Here is a 20,000-nt window from a genome sequence, read left to right as displayed (position 1 = left end):
GGGGGTTCATCCGCACGAACGGGGCGGCTAGGATCGCATCATGGATACGCATTTGCCCTATGGCTCCTGGCCCTCGCCCATTACCGCCGTCCATGTTGCCGCCGGCACCACCCCGGTGGGCGGCGGGGCCTTTGTGGGGGAGGATCTCTGGTGGCTTGAGGGCCGCCCGGCCGAGGGCGGGCGGCTGACTGTGCTCGCGCGGAATGCCGCTTCCGGCGGGGAGACGCGCGAACTTCTCGCCGCCCCGTTCAATGTCCGCAGCCGCGTCAATGAATACGGCGGGGCGTCCTGGGCCGCCGTCGAGGCGGGGGACGGGCACCGGCTGGTGTTTGCCAACTTCGCCGACCAGCGCCTCTACGCCGTGGGCGCGCACGGCGGTACACCCGTGCCGCTGACCCCCGCCAGCGCCGGCCCGGACGGGGATCCGCAATTGCGCTTCGCCGAAATCATCCTCGGCCCGACCGCGGAGACGGTGCTGGCGATTTGCGAGGACCACCGCACCGAACTGCGCCGCTACATCGTCTCCATCCCGCTGGACGGCTCGGCGGCCGAGGACCCCGGGGCGCTGGGGGAGGTCACGGACTCCTCGCGCTTCGTGGCGGCACCGCGGCTGAACCCTGCCGGAACCCGGATCAGCTGGATCTCCTGGGAGCACCCGCAAATGCCCTGGGACGGCACCGAGCTGCACGTGGCCGACCTCGAATCCCTGGCCGCGCGCAACGACACCGTGCTTGCCGGCTCGACCACCGAATCGGTGCTGCAGCCCGAGTGGCTCGGCGACGACGAGCTGGTCTTCGTCTCGGACCGCAGCGGCTGGTGGAACCCGTACCTGCACAGCCTGGCCAGCGGAACCCAGCGGCCCCTGTGCGAACTCGCCGAGGAATTCGCCGGACCCCTGTGGACGGTGGGGCAGACCTGGTACAAGGTGATCGACGCGGACACGCTGCTTGTCACCCACGGAACCCACGGCACCTCGCTGGCCCGGCTGGATGTGCCAAGCGGGAAGCTCGCGCAGCTGGTGCTTCCCTTCACCCGCATCTCGCCCTCGGCGCTGGAGGGAAACCGGCTGCTGGCCACCGCCACCTCGCTGGTGGAGGGGGACGGGCTGCGGCTCATCGACCTGGACACCCTCAAGACCCAAAACATCTCGCTGGCCCTGAAGGAACTTCCCGATCCCGAGGCGCTGCCCGGGGCCGAGGCCATGGAATTCAGCACGGACGACGGCTCGCGCGTCTACGCCCACGTGTATGAGCCGAAGCTGGGAAACCTTGTTGGACCCGAGGGGGAGCTGCCGCCCTATGTGGCCTTTGTCCACGGCGGGCCCACCGCCCAGGCCTTTGCCCAGCTCTCGCTGTCCATCGCCTACTACACCTCCCGCGGGATCGGGGTGGTGGACGTGAATTACGGCGGCTCCACCGGATTCGGCCGGGCCTACCGCGAGCGCCTGCGCGGTCAATGGGGCGTGGTCGACGTGCAGGACACCGTCGCGGTGCTCGAGGGTCTGGTCGCCGCCGGCATGGCCGATCCCCAGCGCCTTGCCATCGAGGGCGGGTCCGCCGGCGGCTGGACGGTGCTCAGCGCGCTGACCACCACGAAGACCTTTTCCGCCGGGATTTCCCGGTACGGGGTCTCGGACCTGGTGGGCCTGGTGCAGGACACCCACGACTTCGAATCCCGCTACATGGACTCGCTGGTCGGCCCCTACCCCGAGGCCGCCGAGCTCTACGCCCAACGTGCGCCCATCAACCACGTGGATGCGATCAGCTGCCCGGTGCTGCTGCTGCAGGGCGACCAGGACAAGGTTGTGCCCCCGGCCCAGTCCCAGGTGGTGGCCGACGCGCTGGCGGCCAACGGCATCCCGCACGCCTACGTGCTCTTCAAGGGCGAGCAGCATGGCTTCCGCCGAGCCGAAAACATCGCCACGGCGCTGGAGACCTCGCTGGCATTCTATGCCGCGGTCTTCGGCTTCGAGGCAGACGTTCCGGTGCTCCACCTGAGCTAACCGCAGACAAGTCCCCGCCGCCGATGTTCCCCCAGGGCAGGAATGAACCAGGAGAGCAGATGACCACCAACGGAAACGTGTCGTTTTGGCATGCCGCCGACGGGCTGCCCGCGCCGCGCCCGGCGCTCGCCGGGGACCTGGACGTCGATGTGGCGATCGTGGGTGCCGGGTACACGGGGCTGTGGACCGCCTACTACCTGGCGAAGGCCGACCCGGCGCTGCGCATCGCGGTGCTGGAGGCGCGCTTCGCCGGCTTCGGGGCCTCCGGGCGCAACGGCGGCTGGCTGGCCAACACCATCACCGGCGGCCGCGATGGCTACGTGAAGTCGCACGGCCGGGCCGTGGTGGGAGAATTCCAACGCATGCTCAACGAGTCCATCGACGAGGTCATTGCCGTTGCCGCCGCCGAGGGCATCGATGCGCACATCGTCAAGGGCGGGGAACTGCTGGTTGCCCGCAACCCCGCCCAACTGGCCCGGCTCGAGCTCCTGGCCGCCGGGGAAGCGAAATGGCCGGAGGACGACGCGGCGCGCCTGGGCGCGGCCGAGACCCGGGACCGAATCAACGTCGCCGGTGCCCTGGGTGCCCTGCACATCCCGCATTGCGCGCGGATCCACCCGGCCAGGCTGGTGCGCGGACTGGCGCTGGCGGTGGAACGCCTCGGCGTGGCGATCCACGAAAACACGCTGGTCACCGAGATCCGGGCCGGCGGGCAGGGAATACCCGCAACCGCGGTGACCGAACGCGGAACCGTCAGCGCCGCCCACGTCCTGCGGGCCACCGAGGGGTTCACCGCGAACCTTCCGGCGTCTCACCGCGACTGGCTGCCGATGAACTCCTCCATGATCGTCACCGAGCCGCTGGAAGCGGCAACCTGGGCGGGGATCGGCTGGGACGGATGCGAGACCCTCGAGGACCTGGCCCACGCCTACGTCTACCTGCAGCGCACACACGACGGCCGCATTGCCCTCGGCGGCCGCGGGGTGCCCTACCGCTACGGGTCGCGCACCGACATGGACGGGGCAACGCAGCGAAAGACCATCAAGACCCTGACGGGCATCCTGCACTCGATGTTCCCCGCCGCCGCGGGCGGCAAAATCGACCACGCATGGTCCGGGGTGCTGGGGGTGCCGCGCGACTGGAAGGCAACCGTCAACCACGACCCGGCCACCGGGCTCGGCTTTGCCGGGGGATATGTGGGCACCGGGGTCACCGCCGCCAACCTGGCCGGCCGGACCCTCACCGACCTGGTCCTGGGCCGCGAGTCCCGGGCCACCGCCATGCCGTGGGTCAACCGCAGGGTGCGCCGCTGGGAACCCGAGCCGCTGCGCTGGATCGCCGTCCAGGCGATGTACGCGATGTACCACCGCGCCGACCGGCAGGAAGCCGGCGGCCGGGCCACCACCTCGCCGCTGGCCGTGATCGCGGACAGGATCTCCGGGCGATAGCCCGGCACCGGAACCCAGGACAGCACAGGGCGGGAGCCCGCGAGCCGGGGAACCTGCGTGTTCCGATCCGTCCGCGAGCGTCCCGCCCGGTTCATTGAAGGAGGGGCGTGGGGTTAGTCCCGGGCCGCCTCGCGCTCCACGTCGAGCGCGACTGCCGGGGTCTCGGCGATCCGCTTCGGGATCAGCGACACCGCAACCGCTGCGATGACCCCGACGATGGCGAAGAAGACGAAGTTGAACTCGAAGCTCAACCCGGTCGAGGCGATCCAGCCGCCGATGATCGGGCCGGAGATGGCGCCGATGCGGGCAAACGACAGCGCCCACCCGGTGGCGGTGCCGCGCTGGGCCGGCGGGTAGTAGTCGGCGATGTAGCCGGTGAGCACCAGCGAGGTGGAGATCGATCCGATGCCGGCAAACGCCACGAAGCAGAGGTTGACGAACATGGTGTTCGGGAACATCAGCAACAGAATGCCGCCGGCGCCGAGCAGGTAGAAGAGCACCAGGATGGTCTTCTGCCCGTACTTGTCTGCCAGGTAGCCCAGGACCAGGCCGCCGATGGCCGAGGCCAGGGAGAACACGAGCAGGAAGGCCAGGGAGGATCCCAGGTCGTAGCCGGCCTTGCGCATGATCTGCGGCAACCAGGTGTTCAGCCCGTAGACCAGCACCATCCCGCAGAACAACGAGATCCAGAAGAACACCGTGGAGCGCAGGTATTTCCCGGAGAACATGGCACCCATGACCTCGCGCCAGGGGATGCGCCGGCCCGGGTTGGCAGGTGCCACCGGGCGGTAGTCGCGCACGTTCAGCTTCGCGGCCAGGGCCTTGGCCTCGGGAATCCGGCCCTTGGCCACGAGGTATTCAAGGGACTCGGGAACGAGCCAGGCGACCACGGGAAGAATCAGCACCGGAAGCGTGCCCACGGCGATCACCCAGCGCCAGCCGAGGGTCGGCAACAGTGCCATGGCCACCATGGCCGCCGCCACGATGCCCAGCGAATAGCCGGAATACATGATGCCGTAGTTCAGCGAGCGCTTCTTGGGGGCCGAGTATTCAATGGTCAGTGCCGCGGCAACCGGGATGATCCCGCCCATGCCCAGGCCGCCCAGGAAACGGAAGAAGCCAAACATCTCCGGCGTCGGAGCCAGGGCGGCGCCGGCCTGGGTAATGGTGAAGATCGCCATCGAGAGCAGGAGCATCCTGCGCCGGCCGATGATGTCGCTGAGGGTGCCGATGAACAGGGCCCCGAAAAGCATCCCGACCAAGGCGTAGGCACCCAACCCGCCAAGCTGAAGCGGGGTCAGCGACCATTCCTGGTATTCCGCCAACGCAGGGAGGACCGCGCCGAGCACGCCCACGTCGTACCCTTCGGCCAAGATGGCCAGCCAACAGGCAAAGAGGACCACCGAGGTGGTGCGTTTGGGGATGTTCCAGTCGGTGCTGGCTTGTGTTGACGCCATGCTTGGGGCTCCTCGTCAATAAGGGTGCGAGTGGTGCAGGTGGTGGATCAACGAATGCTTGTATTATGTCGTTAAGGTGACGTGCGTAACAATAGTTGAATGGAGAATTCTTAGCGATGGTCAACGAAATTGAGGAACGTGTCGATGCCGGAGCGGCCGACGTCGCTCGACTGGTGGAGGATTTCCTGGCAGGGAAAATCCGGGGCGCCTCCCTGGAGCGCACCATCGAGTGGGTTGACACCGACGCCGCCGGGCATCAGCACAACTCCGCGATCATGCGCTTCGTCGAGGCCGCCGAGGCCAGGCTCTTCCGGTTGCTCGGGGCCACCTCGTACTTTGGCATTGCACCCCGGGTCCGCCACGAAATCGATTACCGCGCAAAACTCTACTTCGGGCAGCAAGTCAGCGCCGCAATCGCGATCGAACATGTCGGCACGAGCTCCATGGCGTTCGTGTTCAAGGTCTGGGGACACCCGCACGAGGGGCGGGAACCCGTGCTGGCGGCCGAGGGCCGCTTCGTCACCGTCTGCGTGCCGCAGGGTGCCGAGGAATCCGCTCCCTGGCCCGAAACGATCCTCACCGCGATCGCGTCAAAATCCACCATCTGAGCAGGACTTATACGCGCGATAAGTTCGCTGGTAGCCTGGCCGCAATCAACCACCCCCCAACCGCTTGGAGCCCCGCCTTGAGTCCCGTACAGAACATGCTTTCCTCGCTTGCCGCGGGATCGACGGAGGTCTTCGACCTGACCGCGCCGCTTTCTTCCCGCACTCCGACGCTGGTGCTGCCCGAACCGTTCTCCAACCTCATCGACTTCAGCATCGAGGAAGTGTCGGCCTACAACGAGAGCGGCCCGCTGTGGAAGCACCACAACATCCACACCGGCGAACACATCGGCACGCACCTGGATGCACCCATCCACTGGGTGTCGGGGCGCGGTGGCAAGGACGTTTCCCAGCTGGATCCCGCCCGGCTGGTCGGCCCGGCCGTGGTTTTGGACTTCAGCGCCGAGGCGGAGGCGGACCCGAATTTCCTCATCGACGTTGCGCACCTGGTCGCCTGGCAAGAGGAGCACGGACCCTTCCCGGCCAATGCGTGGCTGCTCTTCCGCACCGGATGGGACCGGTACGACCACGACCCACAGGCCTTCCTGAACCTCGACGACAACGGATCGAACACCCCCGGATTCACCGCCGCATGCGCCAGGTGGCTCGCCGAGGAACTGGATATCTCCGGCGTCGGGGTCGAGACGGTCGGCATCGATGCCGGCAACGCGGCAGCTCAGGATCCGCCCTTCCCCATGCACCACTTCCTGCTCGGGGCCGACAAGTACGGCATCACCTCGCTGAAGAACCTCGACAAGCTGCCCCCGCACGGGGCCATGGTCGTGGTCGCCCCGCTGCCGATCGTCGGAGGTACCGGCGCACCGACCCGCGTGCTGGCCATTGCGGCGGGAGTCGGGGCATGAACGTCGCGCAGCTGGTGGGCAAGACCCTGGCCGAACTCGGCGTCGGACACTGCTTCGGCGTGGTCGGCTCCGGAAACTTCACCATCACCAACGCCCTCATCGAACACGGGGTGCCCTTCACCGCCGCCCGGCACGAGGGCGGGGCCGCGACCATGGCCGACGCCTTTGCGCGCTCCAGCGGCCAGGTGGCGCTGCTCTCGGTGCACCAGGGCTGCGGGCTGAGCAATGCGGCAACCGGGATCGGGGAGGCGGCCAAGTCCCGCACCCCGATGATCGTGCTGGCCGCCGAGGCCGCGCCGAGCGCCGTGTATTCGAACTTCGCCATGGACCAGGACGGTTTCGCCGCCTCGCTCTACGCGATCCCAGAGCGCGTCCACGGCGCCGCCAGCGCCGTGGACGACACCGTGCGGGCCTACAAGCGCGCGGTCAACGACCGCCGCACCGTGGTGCTGAACCTGCCGCTGAACGTCCAGGCGCAGGAGGTCACCGAGGAGCAGTCTGCCGCACCGGTCGGCATCGCGGCGGCGGAACCGATCCGCCCCTCGCGCGCCTCGGTCGCCGCGCTGGCAGGGCTGATCGAGAAGGCCGAGCGCCCGGTGTTCGTCGCCGGCCGCGGAGGCCGCGGCGCCCGGGACGAAATCCTGTCCCTGGCCCAACACGCCGGAGCCCTGGTGGCCACCTCGGCGGTGGCCAAGGGCCTGTTCAACGGGGACGACTTCAACCTGGGCATTTCCGGGGGCTTTTCCTCCCCGCTGGCGGCCGAGCTGATCACGGGGGCGGACCTGATTGTCTCCTTCGGCTGCGCCCTGAACATGTGGACCATGCGCCACGGGCACCTGATCGGCGAGGCAACCACGGTGGTGCAGGTCGATGTGGAGGACCAGGCGCTGGGCGCCAACCGGCCGATCGACCTGGGCGTGGTGGGGGACTCGGCACAGTGCGCGGCAGATGTTCTGGAGGCGCTGACCGGCCGAAACGTTGCCGCCCGGGAAGGCTACCGCAGTGCCGGGATTCGCAGGCGCATCAAGGAATCCATCCACTGGAGCCAGGTCGACTACGAGGACCTCTCCGACGGCCGGCGCATCGACCCGCGCACGCTGACCAAGGCCCTGGACGGGCTGCTGCCCGCCGAGCGGATCGTCAGCGTCGATTCGGGGAACTTCATGGGCTACCCCAGCCAGTTCCTCTCGGTGCCCGACGAGTTCGGCTTCTGCTTCACTCAGGCCTTCCAATCCATCGGCCTGGGCCTGTACACCGCGATCGGCGCGGCCCTGGCGCAACCCGGGCGGATCCCGGTGCTGGGCACCGGGGACGGCGGCTTCCACATGGCCATCGCGGAGCTGGACACCGCCGTGCGCCTGGCCCTGCCGCTGGTCTGCATCGTCTACAACGACGCCGCCTACTCGGCCGAGGTACACCACTTCGGTGCCGTTGCCCCGGAGTCCGACATGGGCACCGTGCAATTCCCCGACACCGACTTCGCCGCCATCGGCCGCGGCTTCGGGGCCGAGGGTATCACCGTGCGCACGCCCGAGGACCTGGACGCCGTGGGTCACTGGCTGGCCTCGAACCCGTCCGGGCCACTGGTCATCGACGCGAAGATCGCCTCGGACTCGGGCTCCTGGTGGCTTGCCGAGGCCTTCAAGGGGCACTGAGGATTAATCCTTCGTGCCCGGAAGCGGGCCATCGGATTCGTTGGCCGAAGGGTTCTAGCCCTTCGCCGGGCATCGCGGGCTCTTCGCCGCAGGGGCGCCCGGAGGAAGCGGAAAGGCAGTGGCCGGTTCCGCCCTGCGGCGGAGCCGGCCACTGCCTTGGCTGCGTGGCGCCGGGTTTAGGCGCTGGGAACCAGGCCCTTGGCATACCCGGCCGGCGCCGCCTGGGCAGGGGTCCAGCGCAGGTGGACCTGCTCGTCGATTGCGTTTTCCTTCAGCAGCGACAGGCGCGGGCGGACCGCGTCGGTGCGGGAGCTTGGCGGCTTGCGGCGGCCTGCCTTGAACGGCAGCGGCCAGCTGGCGCCCTCGCCCGCGTAGTCCTGCTCGGCGGCGGCCTGCAGCGTCCAGGCCGGGTTGTACAGGTGCGTGCGGCCCAAGGCCACCAGGTCGGCGCGGCCCGCCAGCAGGATCGAGTTCACGTCGTCGTAGGAGGAGATCGCGCCCACCGCGATGACCGCGACGCCGGCCGCGGCAGCGACCTGGTTGCGGATCTTGTCCGCGAACGGCGTCTGGTAGCTGCGCCCGAAGGCGGGGCGCTCGTTGCGCACGATCTGCCCGGAGGAAACGTCAATGGACTTGACCCCGTGGTCGATGAACGCCCTGGCGATGGCCAACGCGTCGTCCTCGGTGTTCCCGCCCTCGGTCCAGTCGGTGGCGGAGATGCGCACGCCGATCGGCTTGTGCGCCGGCCACGCCTCGCGCACCGCGTCGAGCACCTCGAGCGGGTAGCGCAGGCGGTTTTCCAGCGATCCGCCGTACTCGTCGGTGCGCTCATTTGAAAGCGGGGACAGGAAGGAGGAGAGCAGGTAGCCGTGGGCGGCGTGCAGCTCGAGCAGGTCAAAGCCCGCCTCGTCGGCGCGGCGGGCCGCGGCGACGAACTGCCCGCGGACCTCATCCATCATGGCCCTGTCCATTTCCACCGGCACGTGGCAGCCCTCGCCGTAGGGAATCGCGCTGGGGGCCAGCACCTCCCAGTTTCCCGATTCCAGCGGCTCGTCGATGCCCTCCCACATGAGCTTCGTGGAGCCCTTGCGGCCGGAGTGGCCGATCTGCGCGCCGATCTTGGCCTGCGAATTGGCGTGCACGTAGTCGGTGACGCGCTTCCAGGCGCCTGCCTGCTCGTCGTTGTACAGGCCGGTGCAGCCGGGGGTGATCCGGCCGATGTCCGAGACGCAGACCATTTCGGTCATGACCAGCCCGGCACCGCCCATGGCCTTGGAGCCCAGGTGCACCAGGTGGAAGTCCCCGGGGACGCCGTCGGTGGCCGAGTACATGTCCATGGGGGAGACGACCACGCGGTTGACCAGGTCCAGCTCGCCGATCCTGTAGGGCTGGAACATGGCCGGGGCAACCTGGTCCGACCCCGCCAGGCGGGCGAAGTCCCCGTCGACCTTGCCGGCGAAGGAGGTGTCGCGCAGCTTCAGGTTCTCGTAGGTGATGCGGCGGGAGCGGGTGAGCAGGTTGAAGCAGAACTGCACCGGATCCTGGTCCTTGTACTGCCCGATGTTCTCGAACCACTCCAGCGAGGCCTGCGCGGCGCGCTGGGTCGAGGCCACCACCGGACGGCGCTCGGTCTCGTAGGCGGTCAGCGCGTCCTCGACGGAGGGGTGTTCGTGCAGGCAGGCGGCCAGGGCCAGGGAATCCTCCATGGCCAGCTTGGTGCCCGAGCCGATGGAGAAGTGCGCGGTGTGCGCGGCGTCGCCCAGCAGCACGATGTTCCCGTGGCGCCAGTTTTCGTTGCGCACCGTGGTGAAGTTGATCCACTTGGAGTTGTTGGTCAGCACGTTGTAGCCGGCAAGTTCCTCGGCGAAGATCTCCTTGACCTTGGCGACGGCCTTCTCGTCGCTCACGCCGGGGGCGAAGACCTCGTCCTGGGTCTCGTCGAAGCCGGCGGCGCGCCACGCGTCCTCGTGCATTTCCACGATGAAGGTCGAGCCCTCGTCCGAGTACGGGTAGCCGTGGATCTGCATGGTCCCGGCGTCGGTTTCCTTGACGAAGAACTTGAAGGCCTCGAAGACCTGGTCGGTGCCCAGCCACATGTACTTGGAGGTGCGCGCGTCCAGGGACGGCTTGAAGTTCTCCGCGTAGCGGGTGCGGATGGCCGAGTTCAGGCCGTCCGCCGCCAGCACCAGGTCGTAGTTTGCCGAAAGCTCTTCGACGTCCGGGGCCATGGTGGAGAAGCGCACGTCGACGCCGAGCTCGATGCAGCGCCGCTGCAGCAGCTCGAGCAGTTCCTTGCGGCTCATGGCCGCGAAGCCCTGCCCGCCCACGGTGTGCATCTCGCCGCGGAAGTGGATGTCGATGTCACTCCAGCGGGCAAAGCGGCGGGACATGTAGTCGGCGATGACGGTGTCGGCATTGCCGATGCCGCCGAGGGTCTCATCCGAGAAGACCACGCCGAAGCCGAAGGTGTCCGAGGCCGCGTTGCGTTCCCAGATCGTGAGCTCGTGTGCGGGGTCCAGCTGCTTCATCAGGGCCGCAAAGTACAGGCCGCCGGGGCCGCCGCCAACAACTGCAATTTTCATGGTGGATCCTTTCAATGACACGGTGCGGCCGAGGGGGCCGAGCGGTGCTGGCTAAGTGTGGGGAAAAGCTAGGATGCGCGGGATTCGGACAGCGTTTCGCGCAACTTGAAGTGCTGGAGCTTGCCGCTGGGGTTCCGGGGGAGGTCCTCGACGAAGCGGATGTCGCGCGGGTACTTGTAGGGGGCGATGACGGACTTGACGAAGTCCTGGAGTTCCCTGGCCTTGGCCTCCGAGCCCTCCACGCCGTTGACGAGGACCACGAAGGCGCAGACCACCGAGCCGCGCTGCTCGTCGGGCCGTGCCACCACCGCCGTCTCCAGCACGTCGGGGTGCTGCATGATGGCCTCTTCGACCTCCGGCCCGCCGATGTTGTATCCGGAGGAGATGATCATGTTGTCGCTGCGGGCCTGGTAGGTAAAGTAGCCGTCGGCGTCGCGGACGAAGGTGTCTCCTGTGACGTTCCAGCCATTGGACACATAGGCGTGCTGGCGCTCGTCGTCGAGGTACCTGCAGCCGGTGGGGCCGATGACCGCGAGCCGGCCGACCTCGCCGGGGCCCAGCTCGTTGCCTTCCTCATCGAGGATGGTGGCGCGGAAGCCGGGGACGGGACGTCCCGTGGAACCCGGGCGGATGTCCGCCCCGGCGGCGGAAATGAAGACATGCAGCAGTTCGGTGGACCCGATGCCGTCGATCAGCGACAGGCCCGTGGCGTCGTGGACCTGCTGCCAGGTCGCCGCCGGAAGGTGTTCCCCGGCCGAGACGGCCAGGCGCAGCGGGCGCAGCAGGTCGGCCTTGCCCTCCTTGAGGATGGCACGGTAGGCGGTCGGGGCGGTGAAGAGGATCGTCGCCCCCGCGTCGTGCGAGTACTGTGCCAGTTCCACCGGGGTGGTGCGCTCGGTGAGCAGGGTGCTGGCGCCAAAGCGCAGCGGGAAGACGACCAACCCGCCCAGCCCGAAGGTGAAGGCCAGCGGAGGGGACCCGGCGAAGACGTCCTCGGGCGTCGGGGCAAGGATGTGCCGGGCGAAGGTGTCCGCATTGGCCAGGATGTCCCGGTGGAAGTGCATGGTGATCTTCGGGACTCCGGTGGTGCCCGAGGTGGGGCCCAGCAGCGCCACGTCGTCCGCGGCGGTCTCGACGTTGGCGAATTCGCCGGACTTGCCTGCGGCGCGGGCCACCAGGTCCAGGGAATCCGCGGACCCGACGGCCACGACCGGGAAGGCGGTGCCGGCCGCGTCGCGGGCATCGTTGAGGAAGCGGTGGTCGCAGAGCAGTAGCGCGGGCTTGGTGAGCTCGGCCAGCTTGGCGATCTCCGGGGCGCGCAAGGCCGGCATGGTGGTGACCACGACGGCGCCGGCCTTCAGCACGCCGAGCCAGCAGGCCACGAGCCAGGCGTTGTTGGGTGCCCGCAGCATGACCCGGTTTCCGGGCACGATCCCGAAGTCCTCGGTGAGGACCTGGGCAACCTGGTTGGCGCGCGCGAGCAGTTCCCCGTAGCTCTGCCGCGACCCGTCGGGTGCCAGCAGCGCCGGGCGGTCGGCCCCGAAGGCGGCGACGGCATCGTCGATCAGGGCGGTGGCGGCGTTGAGCCGGTCGGGGTACTGCAGCTCGGGCAGCGTGAATTCCAGGGTCGGCCACAACTCGTGCGGCGGCAGGTGGTCGCGCGCGAACGTGTCGTGGTGGGCCGAAAGCGATAATTCCATGAACTTGCCGTCTCTTTCCAGGAGTCGATTTCCAAGGTTGCGTTGGTGCAGTGGTGCCTTATCCGCGGGGTCCGCGGATCATGCCCTCCTGGGCGACGGTGGCCAGCAACTGGCCGTCACGGGTGTAGAAGCGGCCCAGGGCCAGGCCGCGGTTGTTTTGGCTGGAGATGGCTTCCTGGACGTACAGCACCCAGTCGTCCACCCGCCCGGCCCGGTGGAACCACATCGAGTGGTCAAGGCTCGCCGTCACCAGTCCCTCGGTGCTCCAGGACAGGTTCTGCGTGCGCAGCAGCGGCTCCAGGATGGTGTAGTCGCAGACGTAGGCCAGGGCCGCACGCTGGGTGATGCCGTCATCGGGAAGTTCGGTGAAGGCCTTGACCCAGACTGCCTGGTGGGCGGTGGGCGCGCCGTCGACCTCGAGGTAGAGGGCGCCCGGGACATGGCGCATGTCGAAGGACCGGCCGGCAGACCAATAGTCGGCTGCCGCTCCCTCGGCCGCGGTGAGCACGGTGGCGGCGCTGGCCAGGGTCTCGGGATCCAGGTCCAGGTACTCGGCCGGGGCAGCGGAGGACTGTTCTGGGCCGGATTCGGGAACGTGGAACGACCCGAGTGCGGTGTAGACGGGCTTGCCGTTTTGGAAGCCCCGCACCTGGCGGGTGGAGTATCCGCGACCGTCGCGCAGGAGCTCCACCTCGTAGCGGACGGGCACATGCATGTCCACGGGTCGCAGGAAGTAGGAGTGCATGGAGTGCAGTTCCCTGTCCTCGCCCACCGAGCGCATCATGGCAGAGGCGCCCTGGGCCACCATGTCCCCGCCGTAGGCCTTGGGCCACGGAACGTATTGGGGGATGGCGGTGTAGGCCTGGTCAAAGACCTCGGCCTCGCAGGACGTCAGGTCGATGGCGTCGAGAAAGATTTGTGAGCTCATGCCCGGCGGTATCCTTCCAGGGTCTCGTCGGCGACATCCTCGAGGTTCACCACGATGTTTTCCGGGGTGCGCGCGGTCAGCCAGACCAACTCCTCCGTCACCGACATGTTGGCCTCGACGTGTGGCATGAAGGGTGGGACAAAGACCCAGTCGCCTGCGGTCATGTCCAGGAACTGCTCGTAGTTTTCGCCGAAGTAGATCCGTCCGTGGCCGCGCAGCACGTAGCCGCCGGTCTCCGCCTCGCCGTGGTGGTGCGGCAGCGAGCGGTATCCCGGGGTGTTGGAGACCTGGCCGAACCAGATCTTGGTGGCCGGGGTGTGCTGGATGCTGACCCCGGAAACCCTGATGCAGTCGCCGGATTGTGCCGTATTGGTGTCTTCCTCGCCCTTGCGGGTGACCACCGGGACGACGACTCCGTCGCTGCCGGCGTAGATCGAGTTGTCACCCTCGGTGCGGTAGATCGTGGGGGCGGTGTTGCTCATGGGCTTGGCTCCTTGGCTCGGTTGGCGGGTTGTTCTGCTGCTGGAAAAGGTATCTAGAGTGTTGCGTTGACGCGCAGGCTGATGCGGTTAGTCAATGTCCCGATGCCGGGAATCTCGGTGGTCAATTCGTCCCCGTCCTTCAGGAAGCGCGGCGGGACCATGCCCATGCCGACCCCGCCGGGGGTGCCGGTGAGCACGACGTCGCCGGGGCGAAGCACGGTGAAGGTGGAGATGTAGGCCAAGAGTTTGGCGGCGGAGAAGACCAGCGTCTTGGTGTTTCCGCGCTGGAGAACCTCGCCGTTGACGGCGCAGATGACTTCGAGCCCGGCCTCGGGGTCGATCGAGTCGGCGGTGACCATGACCGGACCCAGCGGGGTGGTGGCGTCAAAGGCCTTGCCCTGGAACCACTGCAGCGTGCGGCGTTGCCAGTCGCGCATGGAGACATCGTTGGCCACGGTGTAGCCGGCGATGGCTGCGGCGGCCTCATCCTCGGAAGCGTTCTTCAGGGTGGTGCCGACGACGACCGCCAGTTCGGCCTCCCAGTCGAGGTCCACCGACTCGTCGGCCATGATTTGTGCGTCCGGGTCGGTGAGGGTGTCGGCGAACTTGGCGAAGAGCGTCGGGTACTCGGGCAGCTCGCGGCCCATCTCACGGATGTGGTCGGAGTAGTTTAGTCCGCAGCAGATGACCTTTGCCGGGGCAGGCACCGGATTGAGCAATGTGGCGCCGGCCGCCGGAATGATGGCCGGCCCGCCCTGCACTGACGCGGCCTCGCGGACGATTCGCTTCCACTCGGGCATGGCCAGCAGATCGCTGAGGTTCTGCGCCGGCAGCGGCCCGTAGCCGCCGTCCACGACCAGAGCAGCGGTGGTGATTCCATCGTGTCGAATCGTTGCGAGTTTCATTCCTTGGCCCCTTGCCATTCATCAATTTTGCGTGTGTCGACTTTTTGACCGCCGTCACGTATCCTCAATGTAACACGCATCACTAGTCCGGCGCCAGAGCGGAACTGCCGCAATCGCCACGGGAACCCATAGGAGAGCACGATGACCGAAACCACCCTCTTCCAGAACCTCACGATCAACCCGGATTCACTGGGCAAGCCCTCCGGATTCGCCCATGGCGTGCTCGCGGGAAGCACCGTGTACCTGGGCGGGCAGACCGCGCTGGACAAAGACATGAAGATTGTTCCCGGCAACATCGTGGACCAGTTCAAGCAGGCGTTTTCCAATGTCCTCGCGACCCTTGCCGAGGCAGGAGGCCAGCCCGACGACTTGGTTTCCGTGACCATCTACCTCACGGACGTCGATGACTACATGGCCAACGGACGCGAGATCGGCCGACTCTGGCGTGAAATGGCAGGCAGCAACTATCCGGCGCTGGCAGGCATCGGAGTCAGCCGCCTGTGGCAGAAGGAAGCGCTCATCGAGATCCAGGGTGTGGCGGTGATCCAGGACCGCGCCTAGAGCCTGGTCGGGCGGGCCCGGGGCCCGAAGGAGTTAACTACGAAGCCGTGCCGTGCAACCGATTCCCGTCAAGGGAAAGGCTGCACGGCACGGCTGTTTCATGGACCGAACGGATTGATCAGCGGTCCACCATGTTGTCGTCAATGGCTCGATCGGCATGACGCTGGGCACGTGGCGACAGCAACGCGTGGAGCTCCTGGAAAAGGCGTTCGGCTTCCAGCGCATTCCAGTTCTCGGGGAGGAACTCGATGGGAAGCCCTGGATCGAGATAGGGCAAACGTCGCCACTGGGTGATCAGCACCAGGTAGTCGGCAAAGGCGCGGGCATCGGATTCGAGATTGCTGCGATACCCGTCCCGCTGGGCCCACGTGGTCAAGAGCCCACGGTTGCGCTCCAGGAAGTCGGAATACAAGGAGTCAAGCGCTGGTAAATCCCACCACGCCCCGATGTTTTTGTGCGGGTCTGTCCCGCCAATATGATCTGCCATGAAAAATTCGAGATATTCGTTCAATCCTCGCGTGGCAAAGTAGGCCAGGACAGACTTGCGAAGATGGCCCGGCGCAATCCAGAGTCCGGGAGTGACCGAGCCAAAGCCCATGCGGACCAGCGATGAACGGATCTTGTGCCGGATGTTGCGCTGCGATTCCGGAACCGTGAACGTCGCCAAGAGCCACTGGTCATCTTTTTTCGCCCTCCGGGGGTGGAAGATGCGTTCGTCGCCCTCGATGAATGTCTCGATGACCGAGGGGGCTAGAGCGTACCCGTTGCGGCCATTGACCTGCACGCTGTCGATGACGCCGCGCTTCTTCAGGCGGGATATCGATGACCGGGTCCCCGTGGACTCCACACCGATATCCTGCATCAGGGAAATAATGGTGGCCACGGCCAAGGCTCCGCCGTGTTGGCGCGCGTACAGGCCAAAAAGCGAGACGATGAGCTGGTGGTGACGAGGAACCGGGGCCTCACTGGGGCCCTTTCGGTCGCCTACGTGTGTAGTCATGCGCTCACTTTATCCAATCGGCCGGGATAGCCTGTCCGAAGGGGCGGGAGTCTCAGGCGTGTCGTTGTGGTGACGCCGGTGACGGCATCCCGATGAATCTGCCCGCCCTGAGTCGCCATCCGTCGAAAGGGGTTTAAGAGATTCATGCGCCCACAGGTATTGATCTGCTCTTATCTGCAGGAAGAACTGGTCCGCAAGCTGATTGACGACGTGCCCGAGGTCGACGTCGTCTACCGGCCCGACCTGCTGCCGGTCCCGCAGTTCGGGGCGGATCATTGGGGTACGCCCCGCGATCTGTCCGACCGCCAAATTGCCGAGTGGCAGGCACACTTGGGCGACGCCACCGTCATGTTTGACTTCGACTGGTGGCAGCCGAGAGCGTGGCAGGAAAACAGCCCTAACCTCGCGTGGATCCAGGCGACACAGGCAGGTGTCGGCGCGCGGGCCGAGGCCATGGGGCACTCCAGTAATAGGGTTCGCATTACTACTGCCGCAGGCGTCCATGCCAAGCCGCTGGCCGAGTTCGCCTTGGCCGGCTTGCTCTATTTTGTGCGGGAACTGCCGCGTCTCGGATCCCAAAAGGAGTCGCAGCGGTGGGAAAACGGGGCGTCGAACACGCTCCATGGACAACGCGCCTTGATCGTTGGCGCCGGCAGCATTGGTAGCGAAGTGGCCAGGACGCTGAGCTTTATGGGTGTCAGCTGCGATGGAACCACCCGGGGCTCGAGGGCCCTTGAGCAGCCATTTGAGCATTCGGTCAGCCTGCGTGACTGTGATCTGGGGGCGTACCACATCGTGGTTTTGGCGTGCCCTTTGACCGCGGAAACCACGGGCCTCCTTAACAAGCAGAGGATTTCCGCGATGAGGGAAGGTGCATTGCTCGTGAACTTGGCCCGGGGTCCGGTGATCGACCAGGAAGCACTTATAGATTCCTTGAAAACAGGTCACCTTGGTGGAGCCGTCCTTGATGTGGCGGAACCAGAGCCGTTGCCGGCCGGCCATTCCTTGTGGGATGCCCCGAACTTAGTGCTGTCGCCACACACGGCCGCCAACGTGGACGCCGAAAACGCACGTCTTGTGGAACTCTTCACCAAGAATCTTCGCCGTTATCTGACGGGGGAAAAGTTGCTCAATTCCTATGACCCGTTTCTGGGATACTGAAGTTTGCCGAGGGTTTAGGCCCGGGGTGTCGCGTGGCGCAACGGACCTGAACTCAGCGGCTTCGTGGGCCGAACTTCATCGACAAGTCCGGCCTGCACGACTAGCACTGCGAGCTGAACACGATTGTTGACATCGAGCGGTTCCATGATCTTAGCCAGTTGCGCCTTGACGGTTCCTTCACTGACATGGAGCAGAGAGGCTATCTGGGTCGATGCAGCGCGACGAAAGCGAGGTATCGAGAAGGGCAACGTCCTGACCCGTTTATGGCACGGGGCCCCCGTTTTTCCACAAGCATTGGTAAATATGGCACATAACTTGGTCGTCGTAACGCTGACATGCCAAGTAGTTTTTATTTACGTGTCGGGAGCGCTTTACAAGGCCGGCGGAAAGCCCTGGCAAGACGGAACGGCCGTCTATGCGCCGCTACATGTCACTCGTTTTGCCCCATGGCCGGAGTTGAGCGAAATAGCGACCGCGTGGGCCCCTGCGGTTGCAGCTATGAGCATCGGGTCAGTGCTGATCCAGCTGTTTTTCCCGGGAGCCTTGCTCTTCCGATGGACGCGAATCCCGATTCTATTTGCCATGATCGGATTTCACGCGGGCATTGGCCTGTTAATGGGACTTCCGTGGTTCTCACTTTCCATGGTTGCGATTGACTCAATTTTCGTGCGCGACGTCACCTGGCAGCGCATTGAAAACTGGTTCAAAAAAGCCATGCGTGAGCAACCCGAGGCATTGCCTGAGTTCGTTGACATGGTTCATCCCACGGAGAAATCGAGCGAGTTACGAGAATCCACCCATTCCGAATCGACAAGCTTGCTGGATGCGGGACGACGCTAAAGTTGTCGGTCTTCGACGACTTCTACGGAATGGTGGGCTACTTCTTTTTGGAACGGCCAAATGCAAGATACGCAAGCGGCCCAAGGAAATTGATGAACGAAGCGGCAGCCCAAGCGCTCTTCGGGCCATTGACCTCAGCCGCGGGACGCTTGACCAGATCGCGCAGGGCAACAAATTGGAGTGCCAGCTGGGCAAGCCCCATGATGGCGATGCGCCACCGGGCAACGACAGATAGTTCGTTCCAGCTCTTATTCCGGGCCATGGTTCTCCTCATTAGTGATTGCAGGTGCAAAGACGAACTTGCCGCGCATCCGGCTACCCATAGTCATCGTAGCCCGCGGATTAATGGAATTGGTCGCGAAGCCGTTCCATCTCGCGCCGGTCCTTTTTGGTCGGACGGCCCGCACCTCTGTCCCTGACGGGAACCTGCGGGATGACTTCCTTGGGGCGGATCGGGGTGTGGTCGACATAGCAGCGTGTCGCGATGTCTGCTCCCACCCTCTTGGCAATCACAGCGGTCACTTCGAGGATACGGTCAAACCCAGACTGCCTGACCCTTATCGTGTCCCCTGGAACGACAATTTGAGCGGCCTTGGCGGGCTTGTCGTTCAGGCGCACATGGCCTGCCCGGCACGCTGTCGTCGCCGCCGAGCGGGTCTTATAGATTCGAATCGACCATAGCCAGGCATCGATTCTGACGGCCTTGGATTCCTGCTTCACCCCGCCAGTCTAGCCATTGCGGCGCCACGGGACTGGCTATGTTGCGCTGGATCGGATTCACCCTCGGCCATGGGCTCCATTCAACCGGGGACCGGCTGCTAATGTCTGCACCCGTTGGCGGGATCAAACATTCCCGCATGGCGTTGTTCTGCCTGCGCCTGCGCGGCCCGCAGCTGCTTGTAGAACTTAACATTTGGCTCGACCTTCATCGCCGTTGCGTGTCCAGATGCAACAAGTGATTCGTTGATGAGTTCGCCCCCAAGGCTCACTGCGGCCAGGCTGCGTCCGTACTGATCCAGAGGTTCTACATCGAATTCGAGCTCGACCTTCGAACCCTTGGGCAATTTCTTGGCCAGGAAGTTGGCAGCCTGCGGGCCAAAGCATTCCCCGGGCTGCTCAGGGTGTGGAATCTCGGGTGCGTCGACATTCAGGAGCCGAACCTTGGTGCGTTCCCCGGCCAGCATGAGGTAGACGGTGTCACCGTCAACCACATGCTGGACTGTCGCACTTTCATGCTGAACCGGAGCGCCTGATGTGCCCTCGCGACTGTTGTCGTCGTTGGGCACCAACAGCCATAAGCCGCCGAGGACCACGGCGCACATAATGAGCACAGGTGCGGTACGGCGGCGGCGGGAACCCCTCATGGCCGTTGGGCGTCTAGACCAGCGCGTTGTCGCAGGCGGTGACGAGCCGGGCCTGCGTATCGGCCGGCACCTTGTCGCCGGAGGCGGCCACATCGTCGAGGGCGTCGACGATCTCCTGGGGCAGTCCACCTTCCCGGACCGCGTCGACCATGGAGGAAACGACCTTGAGGTCGGCGGCGTTGATGGTGCCGTCCTTGATGGGGGCACACACCTTCTTGATGAGTTCCTTTTTGGCACCGTCGGCCAGCTGCGTGGCTGCCGACGAAGCGGCGGAGCTGGCGGTGTCGGCAATGGTTGCGCAACCGGTGACCGAGAGCAGCAAGACTGCGCCGGAAACCAGCAGTGCACTTTTGGAGCGTAAAAATGTCATGGGTTCAATCGTAGTTGTTCCCGGGTGGGAGAACGCTGGGAAACTCTTGCGCGCTCCCGCCCGCTGGGCGTGAGGTG

General features: G+C 65.8%; 20 protein-coding genes. 8 read left to right on the top strand and 12 right to left on the bottom strand.

Annotated elements, in window-relative coordinates; translation table 11 throughout:
- Positions 1–40: 40 nt before the first annotated feature.
- Both AC6CHY_RS00100 and AC6CHY_RS00095 read left to right on the top strand, forming a co-directional pair.
- Positions 41–2,002 (top strand): S9 family peptidase, encoded by a 1,962-nt coding sequence (locus tag AC6CHY_RS00100; RefSeq protein WP_498225041.1) that lies wholly within the window; start codon positions 41–43, stop codon positions 2,000–2,002.
- Positions 2,003–2,061: 59 nt separating this feature from the next.
- The gene (locus AC6CHY_RS00095; protein ID WP_498225040.1) at positions 2,062–3,450 is read left to right on the top strand and encodes an NAD(P)/FAD-dependent oxidoreductase; all 1,389 of its coding nucleotides are present in this window, start codon (positions 2,062–2,064) and stop codon (positions 3,448–3,450) included.
- Between the two features lie 113 nt (positions 3,451–3,563).
- Here AC6CHY_RS00095 and AC6CHY_RS00090 read toward each other — a convergent pair whose 3' ends face one another.
- A complete protein-coding gene (locus tag AC6CHY_RS00090; protein WP_217387598.1) occupies positions 3,564–4,907 on the bottom strand; it encodes an MFS transporter in 1,344 nt (447 codons plus the stop codon).
- Between the two features lie 116 nt (positions 4,908–5,023).
- Between AC6CHY_RS00090 and AC6CHY_RS00085 the strand changes: the two genes are divergently transcribed.
- The 3 genes from AC6CHY_RS00085 (at position 5,024) to AC6CHY_RS00075 (ending at position 8,030) form a co-directional block, all read left to right on the top strand.
- On the top strand, positions 5,024–5,515 hold the full coding sequence (locus AC6CHY_RS00085) for an acyl-CoA thioesterase (RefSeq protein WP_217387599.1): 492 nt from the start codon (positions 5,024–5,026) through the stop codon (positions 5,513–5,515).
- Positions 5,516–5,592: 77 nt separating this feature from the next.
- The gene (locus AC6CHY_RS00080) at positions 5,593–6,375 is read left to right on the top strand and encodes a cyclase family protein (protein ID WP_217387600.1); all 783 of its coding nucleotides are present in this window, start codon (positions 5,593–5,595) and stop codon (positions 6,373–6,375) included.
- Positions 6,372–8,030, top strand: a complete 1,659-nt coding sequence (locus tag AC6CHY_RS00075) for a thiamine pyrophosphate-binding protein (RefSeq protein ID WP_498225039.1) — start codon at positions 6,372–6,374, stop codon at positions 8,028–8,030. Before AC6CHY_RS00080 ends, AC6CHY_RS00075 begins: the two co-directional genes overlap by 4 nt.
- Positions 8,031–8,206: 176 nt before the next feature.
- On the opposite strand, the gene AC6CHY_RS00070 is transcribed toward AC6CHY_RS00075, so the two are convergent.
- The 5 genes from AC6CHY_RS00070 to AC6CHY_RS00050 all read right to left on the bottom strand — a co-directional run bounded on the left by AC6CHY_RS00070 (position 8,207) and on the right by AC6CHY_RS00050 (position 14,627).
- Entirely contained in the window at positions 8,207–10,612 is a 2,406-nt protein-coding gene (locus tag AC6CHY_RS00070) for a bifunctional salicylyl-CoA 5-hydroxylase/oxidoreductase (protein ID WP_498225038.1), read from the bottom strand.
- Between the two features lie 68 nt (positions 10,613–10,680).
- Positions 10,681–12,312 carry an AMP-binding protein gene (locus AC6CHY_RS00065; protein ID WP_217387603.1) on the bottom strand — a complete coding sequence of 544 codons (1,632 nt, stop codon included), beginning with the start codon at positions 12,310–12,312 and terminating at the stop codon, positions 10,681–10,683.
- A 58-nt stretch (positions 12,313–12,370) separates the two neighbouring features.
- Positions 12,371–13,240, bottom strand: a complete 870-nt coding sequence (locus AC6CHY_RS00060) for an acyl-CoA thioesterase (RefSeq protein ID WP_217387604.1) — start codon at positions 13,238–13,240, stop codon at positions 12,371–12,373.
- On the bottom strand, positions 13,237–13,722 hold the full coding sequence (locus AC6CHY_RS00055; RefSeq protein WP_217387605.1) for a cupin domain-containing protein: 486 nt from the start codon (positions 13,720–13,722) through the stop codon (positions 13,237–13,239). Before AC6CHY_RS00055 ends, AC6CHY_RS00060 begins: the two co-directional genes overlap by 4 nt.
- 53 nt (positions 13,723–13,775) lie before the next feature.
- Positions 13,776–14,627, bottom strand: coding sequence for a fumarylacetoacetate hydrolase family protein (locus AC6CHY_RS00050; RefSeq protein WP_217387606.1), 852 nt, complete (start codon positions 14,625–14,627; stop codon positions 13,776–13,778).
- Between the two features lie 141 nt (positions 14,628–14,768).
- Between AC6CHY_RS00050 and AC6CHY_RS00045 the strand changes: the two genes are divergently transcribed.
- Positions 14,769–15,188 carry a RidA family protein gene (locus AC6CHY_RS00045; RefSeq protein ID WP_217387607.1) on the top strand — a complete coding sequence of 140 codons (420 nt, stop codon included), beginning with the start codon at positions 14,769–14,771 and terminating at the stop codon, positions 15,186–15,188.
- Positions 15,189–15,306: 118 nt separating this feature from the next.
- Here the strand turns inward: AC6CHY_RS00045 and AC6CHY_RS00040 are convergent, their stop codons facing one another.
- Entirely contained in the window at positions 15,307–16,188 is an 882-nt protein-coding gene (locus tag AC6CHY_RS00040) for a PaaX family transcriptional regulator (protein ID WP_217387608.1), read from the bottom strand.
- A 144-nt stretch (positions 16,189–16,332) separates the two neighbouring features.
- Between AC6CHY_RS00040 and AC6CHY_RS00035 the strand changes: the two genes are divergently transcribed.
- The gene (locus AC6CHY_RS00035) at positions 16,333–17,349 is read left to right on the top strand and encodes a D-2-hydroxyacid dehydrogenase (protein WP_217387609.1); all 1,017 of its coding nucleotides are present in this window, start codon (positions 16,333–16,335) and stop codon (positions 17,347–17,349) included.
- A 14-nt stretch (positions 17,350–17,363) separates the two neighbouring features.
- Here the strand turns inward: AC6CHY_RS00035 and AC6CHY_RS00030 are convergent, their stop codons facing one another.
- Positions 17,364–17,597, bottom strand: coding sequence for a response regulator transcription factor (locus AC6CHY_RS00030; RefSeq protein WP_217387610.1), 234 nt, complete (start codon positions 17,595–17,597; stop codon positions 17,364–17,366).
- Between AC6CHY_RS00030 and AC6CHY_RS00025 the strand changes: the two genes are divergently transcribed.
- The gene (locus AC6CHY_RS00025) at positions 17,494–18,189 is read left to right on the top strand and encodes an HTTM domain-containing protein (RefSeq protein ID WP_217387611.1); all 696 of its coding nucleotides are present in this window, start codon (positions 17,494–17,496) and stop codon (positions 18,187–18,189) included. The genes AC6CHY_RS00030 and AC6CHY_RS00025 overlap by 104 nt on opposite strands.
- A 37-nt stretch (positions 18,190–18,226) precedes the next feature.
- Here the strand turns inward: AC6CHY_RS00025 and AC6CHY_RS00020 are convergent, their stop codons facing one another.
- The 4 genes from AC6CHY_RS00020 to AC6CHY_RS00005 all read right to left on the bottom strand — a co-directional run bounded on the left by AC6CHY_RS00020 (position 18,227) and on the right by AC6CHY_RS00005 (position 19,923).
- The gene (locus tag AC6CHY_RS00020; RefSeq protein WP_217387612.1) at positions 18,227–18,451 is read right to left on the bottom strand and encodes a PLD nuclease N-terminal domain-containing protein; all 225 of its coding nucleotides are present in this window, start codon (positions 18,449–18,451) and stop codon (positions 18,227–18,229) included.
- 80 nt (positions 18,452–18,531) lie between these two features.
- On the bottom strand, positions 18,532–18,909 hold the full coding sequence (locus tag AC6CHY_RS00015) for an RNA-binding S4 domain-containing protein (protein WP_217387613.1): 378 nt from the start codon (positions 18,907–18,909) through the stop codon (positions 18,532–18,534).
- 98 nt (positions 18,910–19,007) lie between these two features.
- Entirely contained in the window at positions 19,008–19,502 is a 495-nt protein-coding gene (locus AC6CHY_RS00010) for a thermonuclease family protein (RefSeq protein ID WP_498225037.1), read from the bottom strand.
- Between the two features lie 64 nt (positions 19,503–19,566).
- On the bottom strand, positions 19,567–19,923 hold the full coding sequence (locus AC6CHY_RS00005) for a hypothetical protein (RefSeq protein ID WP_498225036.1): 357 nt from the start codon (positions 19,921–19,923) through the stop codon (positions 19,567–19,569).
- Between the last annotated feature and the right edge of the window lie 77 nt (positions 19,924–20,000).

This window comes from Paeniglutamicibacter sp. GQ140, assembly GCF_059759235.1.
Note: the sequence above shows the minus strand (reverse complement) of the source record. Positions and strands in the feature narration are given on the sequence as shown.

What these genes read in the sequence shown, in the direction of transcription:
- AC6CHY_RS00100 (WP_498225041.1), top strand. Translation starts at nt 41, where the DNA reads ATGGATACGCATTTGCCCTATGGCTCCTGGCCCTCGCCCATTACCGCC.
- AC6CHY_RS00095 (WP_498225040.1), top strand. Translation starts at nt 2,062, where the DNA reads ATGACCACCAACGGAAACGTGTCGTTTTGGCATGCCGCCGACGGGCTG.
- AC6CHY_RS00090 (WP_217387598.1), bottom strand. Translation starts at nt 4,907, where the DNA reads ATGGCGTCAACACAAGCCAGCACCGACTGGAACATCCCCAAACGCACC.
- AC6CHY_RS00085 (WP_217387599.1), top strand. Translation starts at nt 5,024, where the DNA reads ATGGTCAACGAAATTGAGGAACGTGTCGATGCCGGAGCGGCCGACGTC.
- AC6CHY_RS00075 (WP_498225039.1), top strand. Translation starts at nt 6,372, where the DNA reads ATGAACGTCGCGCAGCTGGTGGGCAAGACCCTGGCCGAACTCGGCGTC.
- AC6CHY_RS00070 (WP_498225038.1), bottom strand. Translation starts at nt 10,612, where the DNA reads ATGAAAATTGCAGTTGTTGGCGGCGGCCCCGGCGGCCTGTACTTTGCG.
- AC6CHY_RS00065 (WP_217387603.1), bottom strand. Translation starts at nt 12,312, where the DNA reads ATGGAATTATCGCTTTCGGCCCACCACGACACGTTCGCGCGCGACCAC.
- AC6CHY_RS00060 (WP_217387604.1), bottom strand. Translation starts at nt 13,240, where the DNA reads ATGAGCTCACAAATCTTTCTCGACGCCATCGACCTGACGTCCTGCGAG.
- AC6CHY_RS00055 (WP_217387605.1), bottom strand. Translation starts at nt 13,722, where the DNA reads ATGAGCAACACCGCCCCCACGATCTACCGCACCGAGGGTGACAACTCG.
- AC6CHY_RS00050 (WP_217387606.1), bottom strand. Translation starts at nt 14,627, where the DNA reads ATGAAACTCGCAACGATTCGACACGATGGAATCACCACCGCTGCTCTG.
- AC6CHY_RS00045 (WP_217387607.1), top strand. Translation starts at nt 14,769, where the DNA reads ATGACCGAAACCACCCTCTTCCAGAACCTCACGATCAACCCGGATTCA.
- AC6CHY_RS00040 (WP_217387608.1), bottom strand. Translation starts at nt 16,188, where the DNA reads ATGACTACACACGTAGGCGACCGAAAGGGCCCCAGTGAGGCCCCGGTT.
- AC6CHY_RS00035 (WP_217387609.1), top strand. Translation starts at nt 16,333, where the DNA reads ATGCGCCCACAGGTATTGATCTGCTCTTATCTGCAGGAAGAACTGGTC.
- AC6CHY_RS00025 (WP_217387611.1), top strand. Translation starts at nt 17,494, where the DNA reads ATGATCTTAGCCAGTTGCGCCTTGACGGTTCCTTCACTGACATGGAGC.
- AC6CHY_RS00020 (WP_217387612.1), bottom strand. Translation starts at nt 18,451, where the DNA reads ATGGCCCGGAATAAGAGCTGGAACGAACTATCTGTCGTTGCCCGGTGG.
- AC6CHY_RS00005 (WP_498225036.1), bottom strand. Translation starts at nt 19,923, where the DNA reads ATGACATTTTTACGCTCCAAAAGTGCACTGCTGGTTTCCGGCGCAGTC.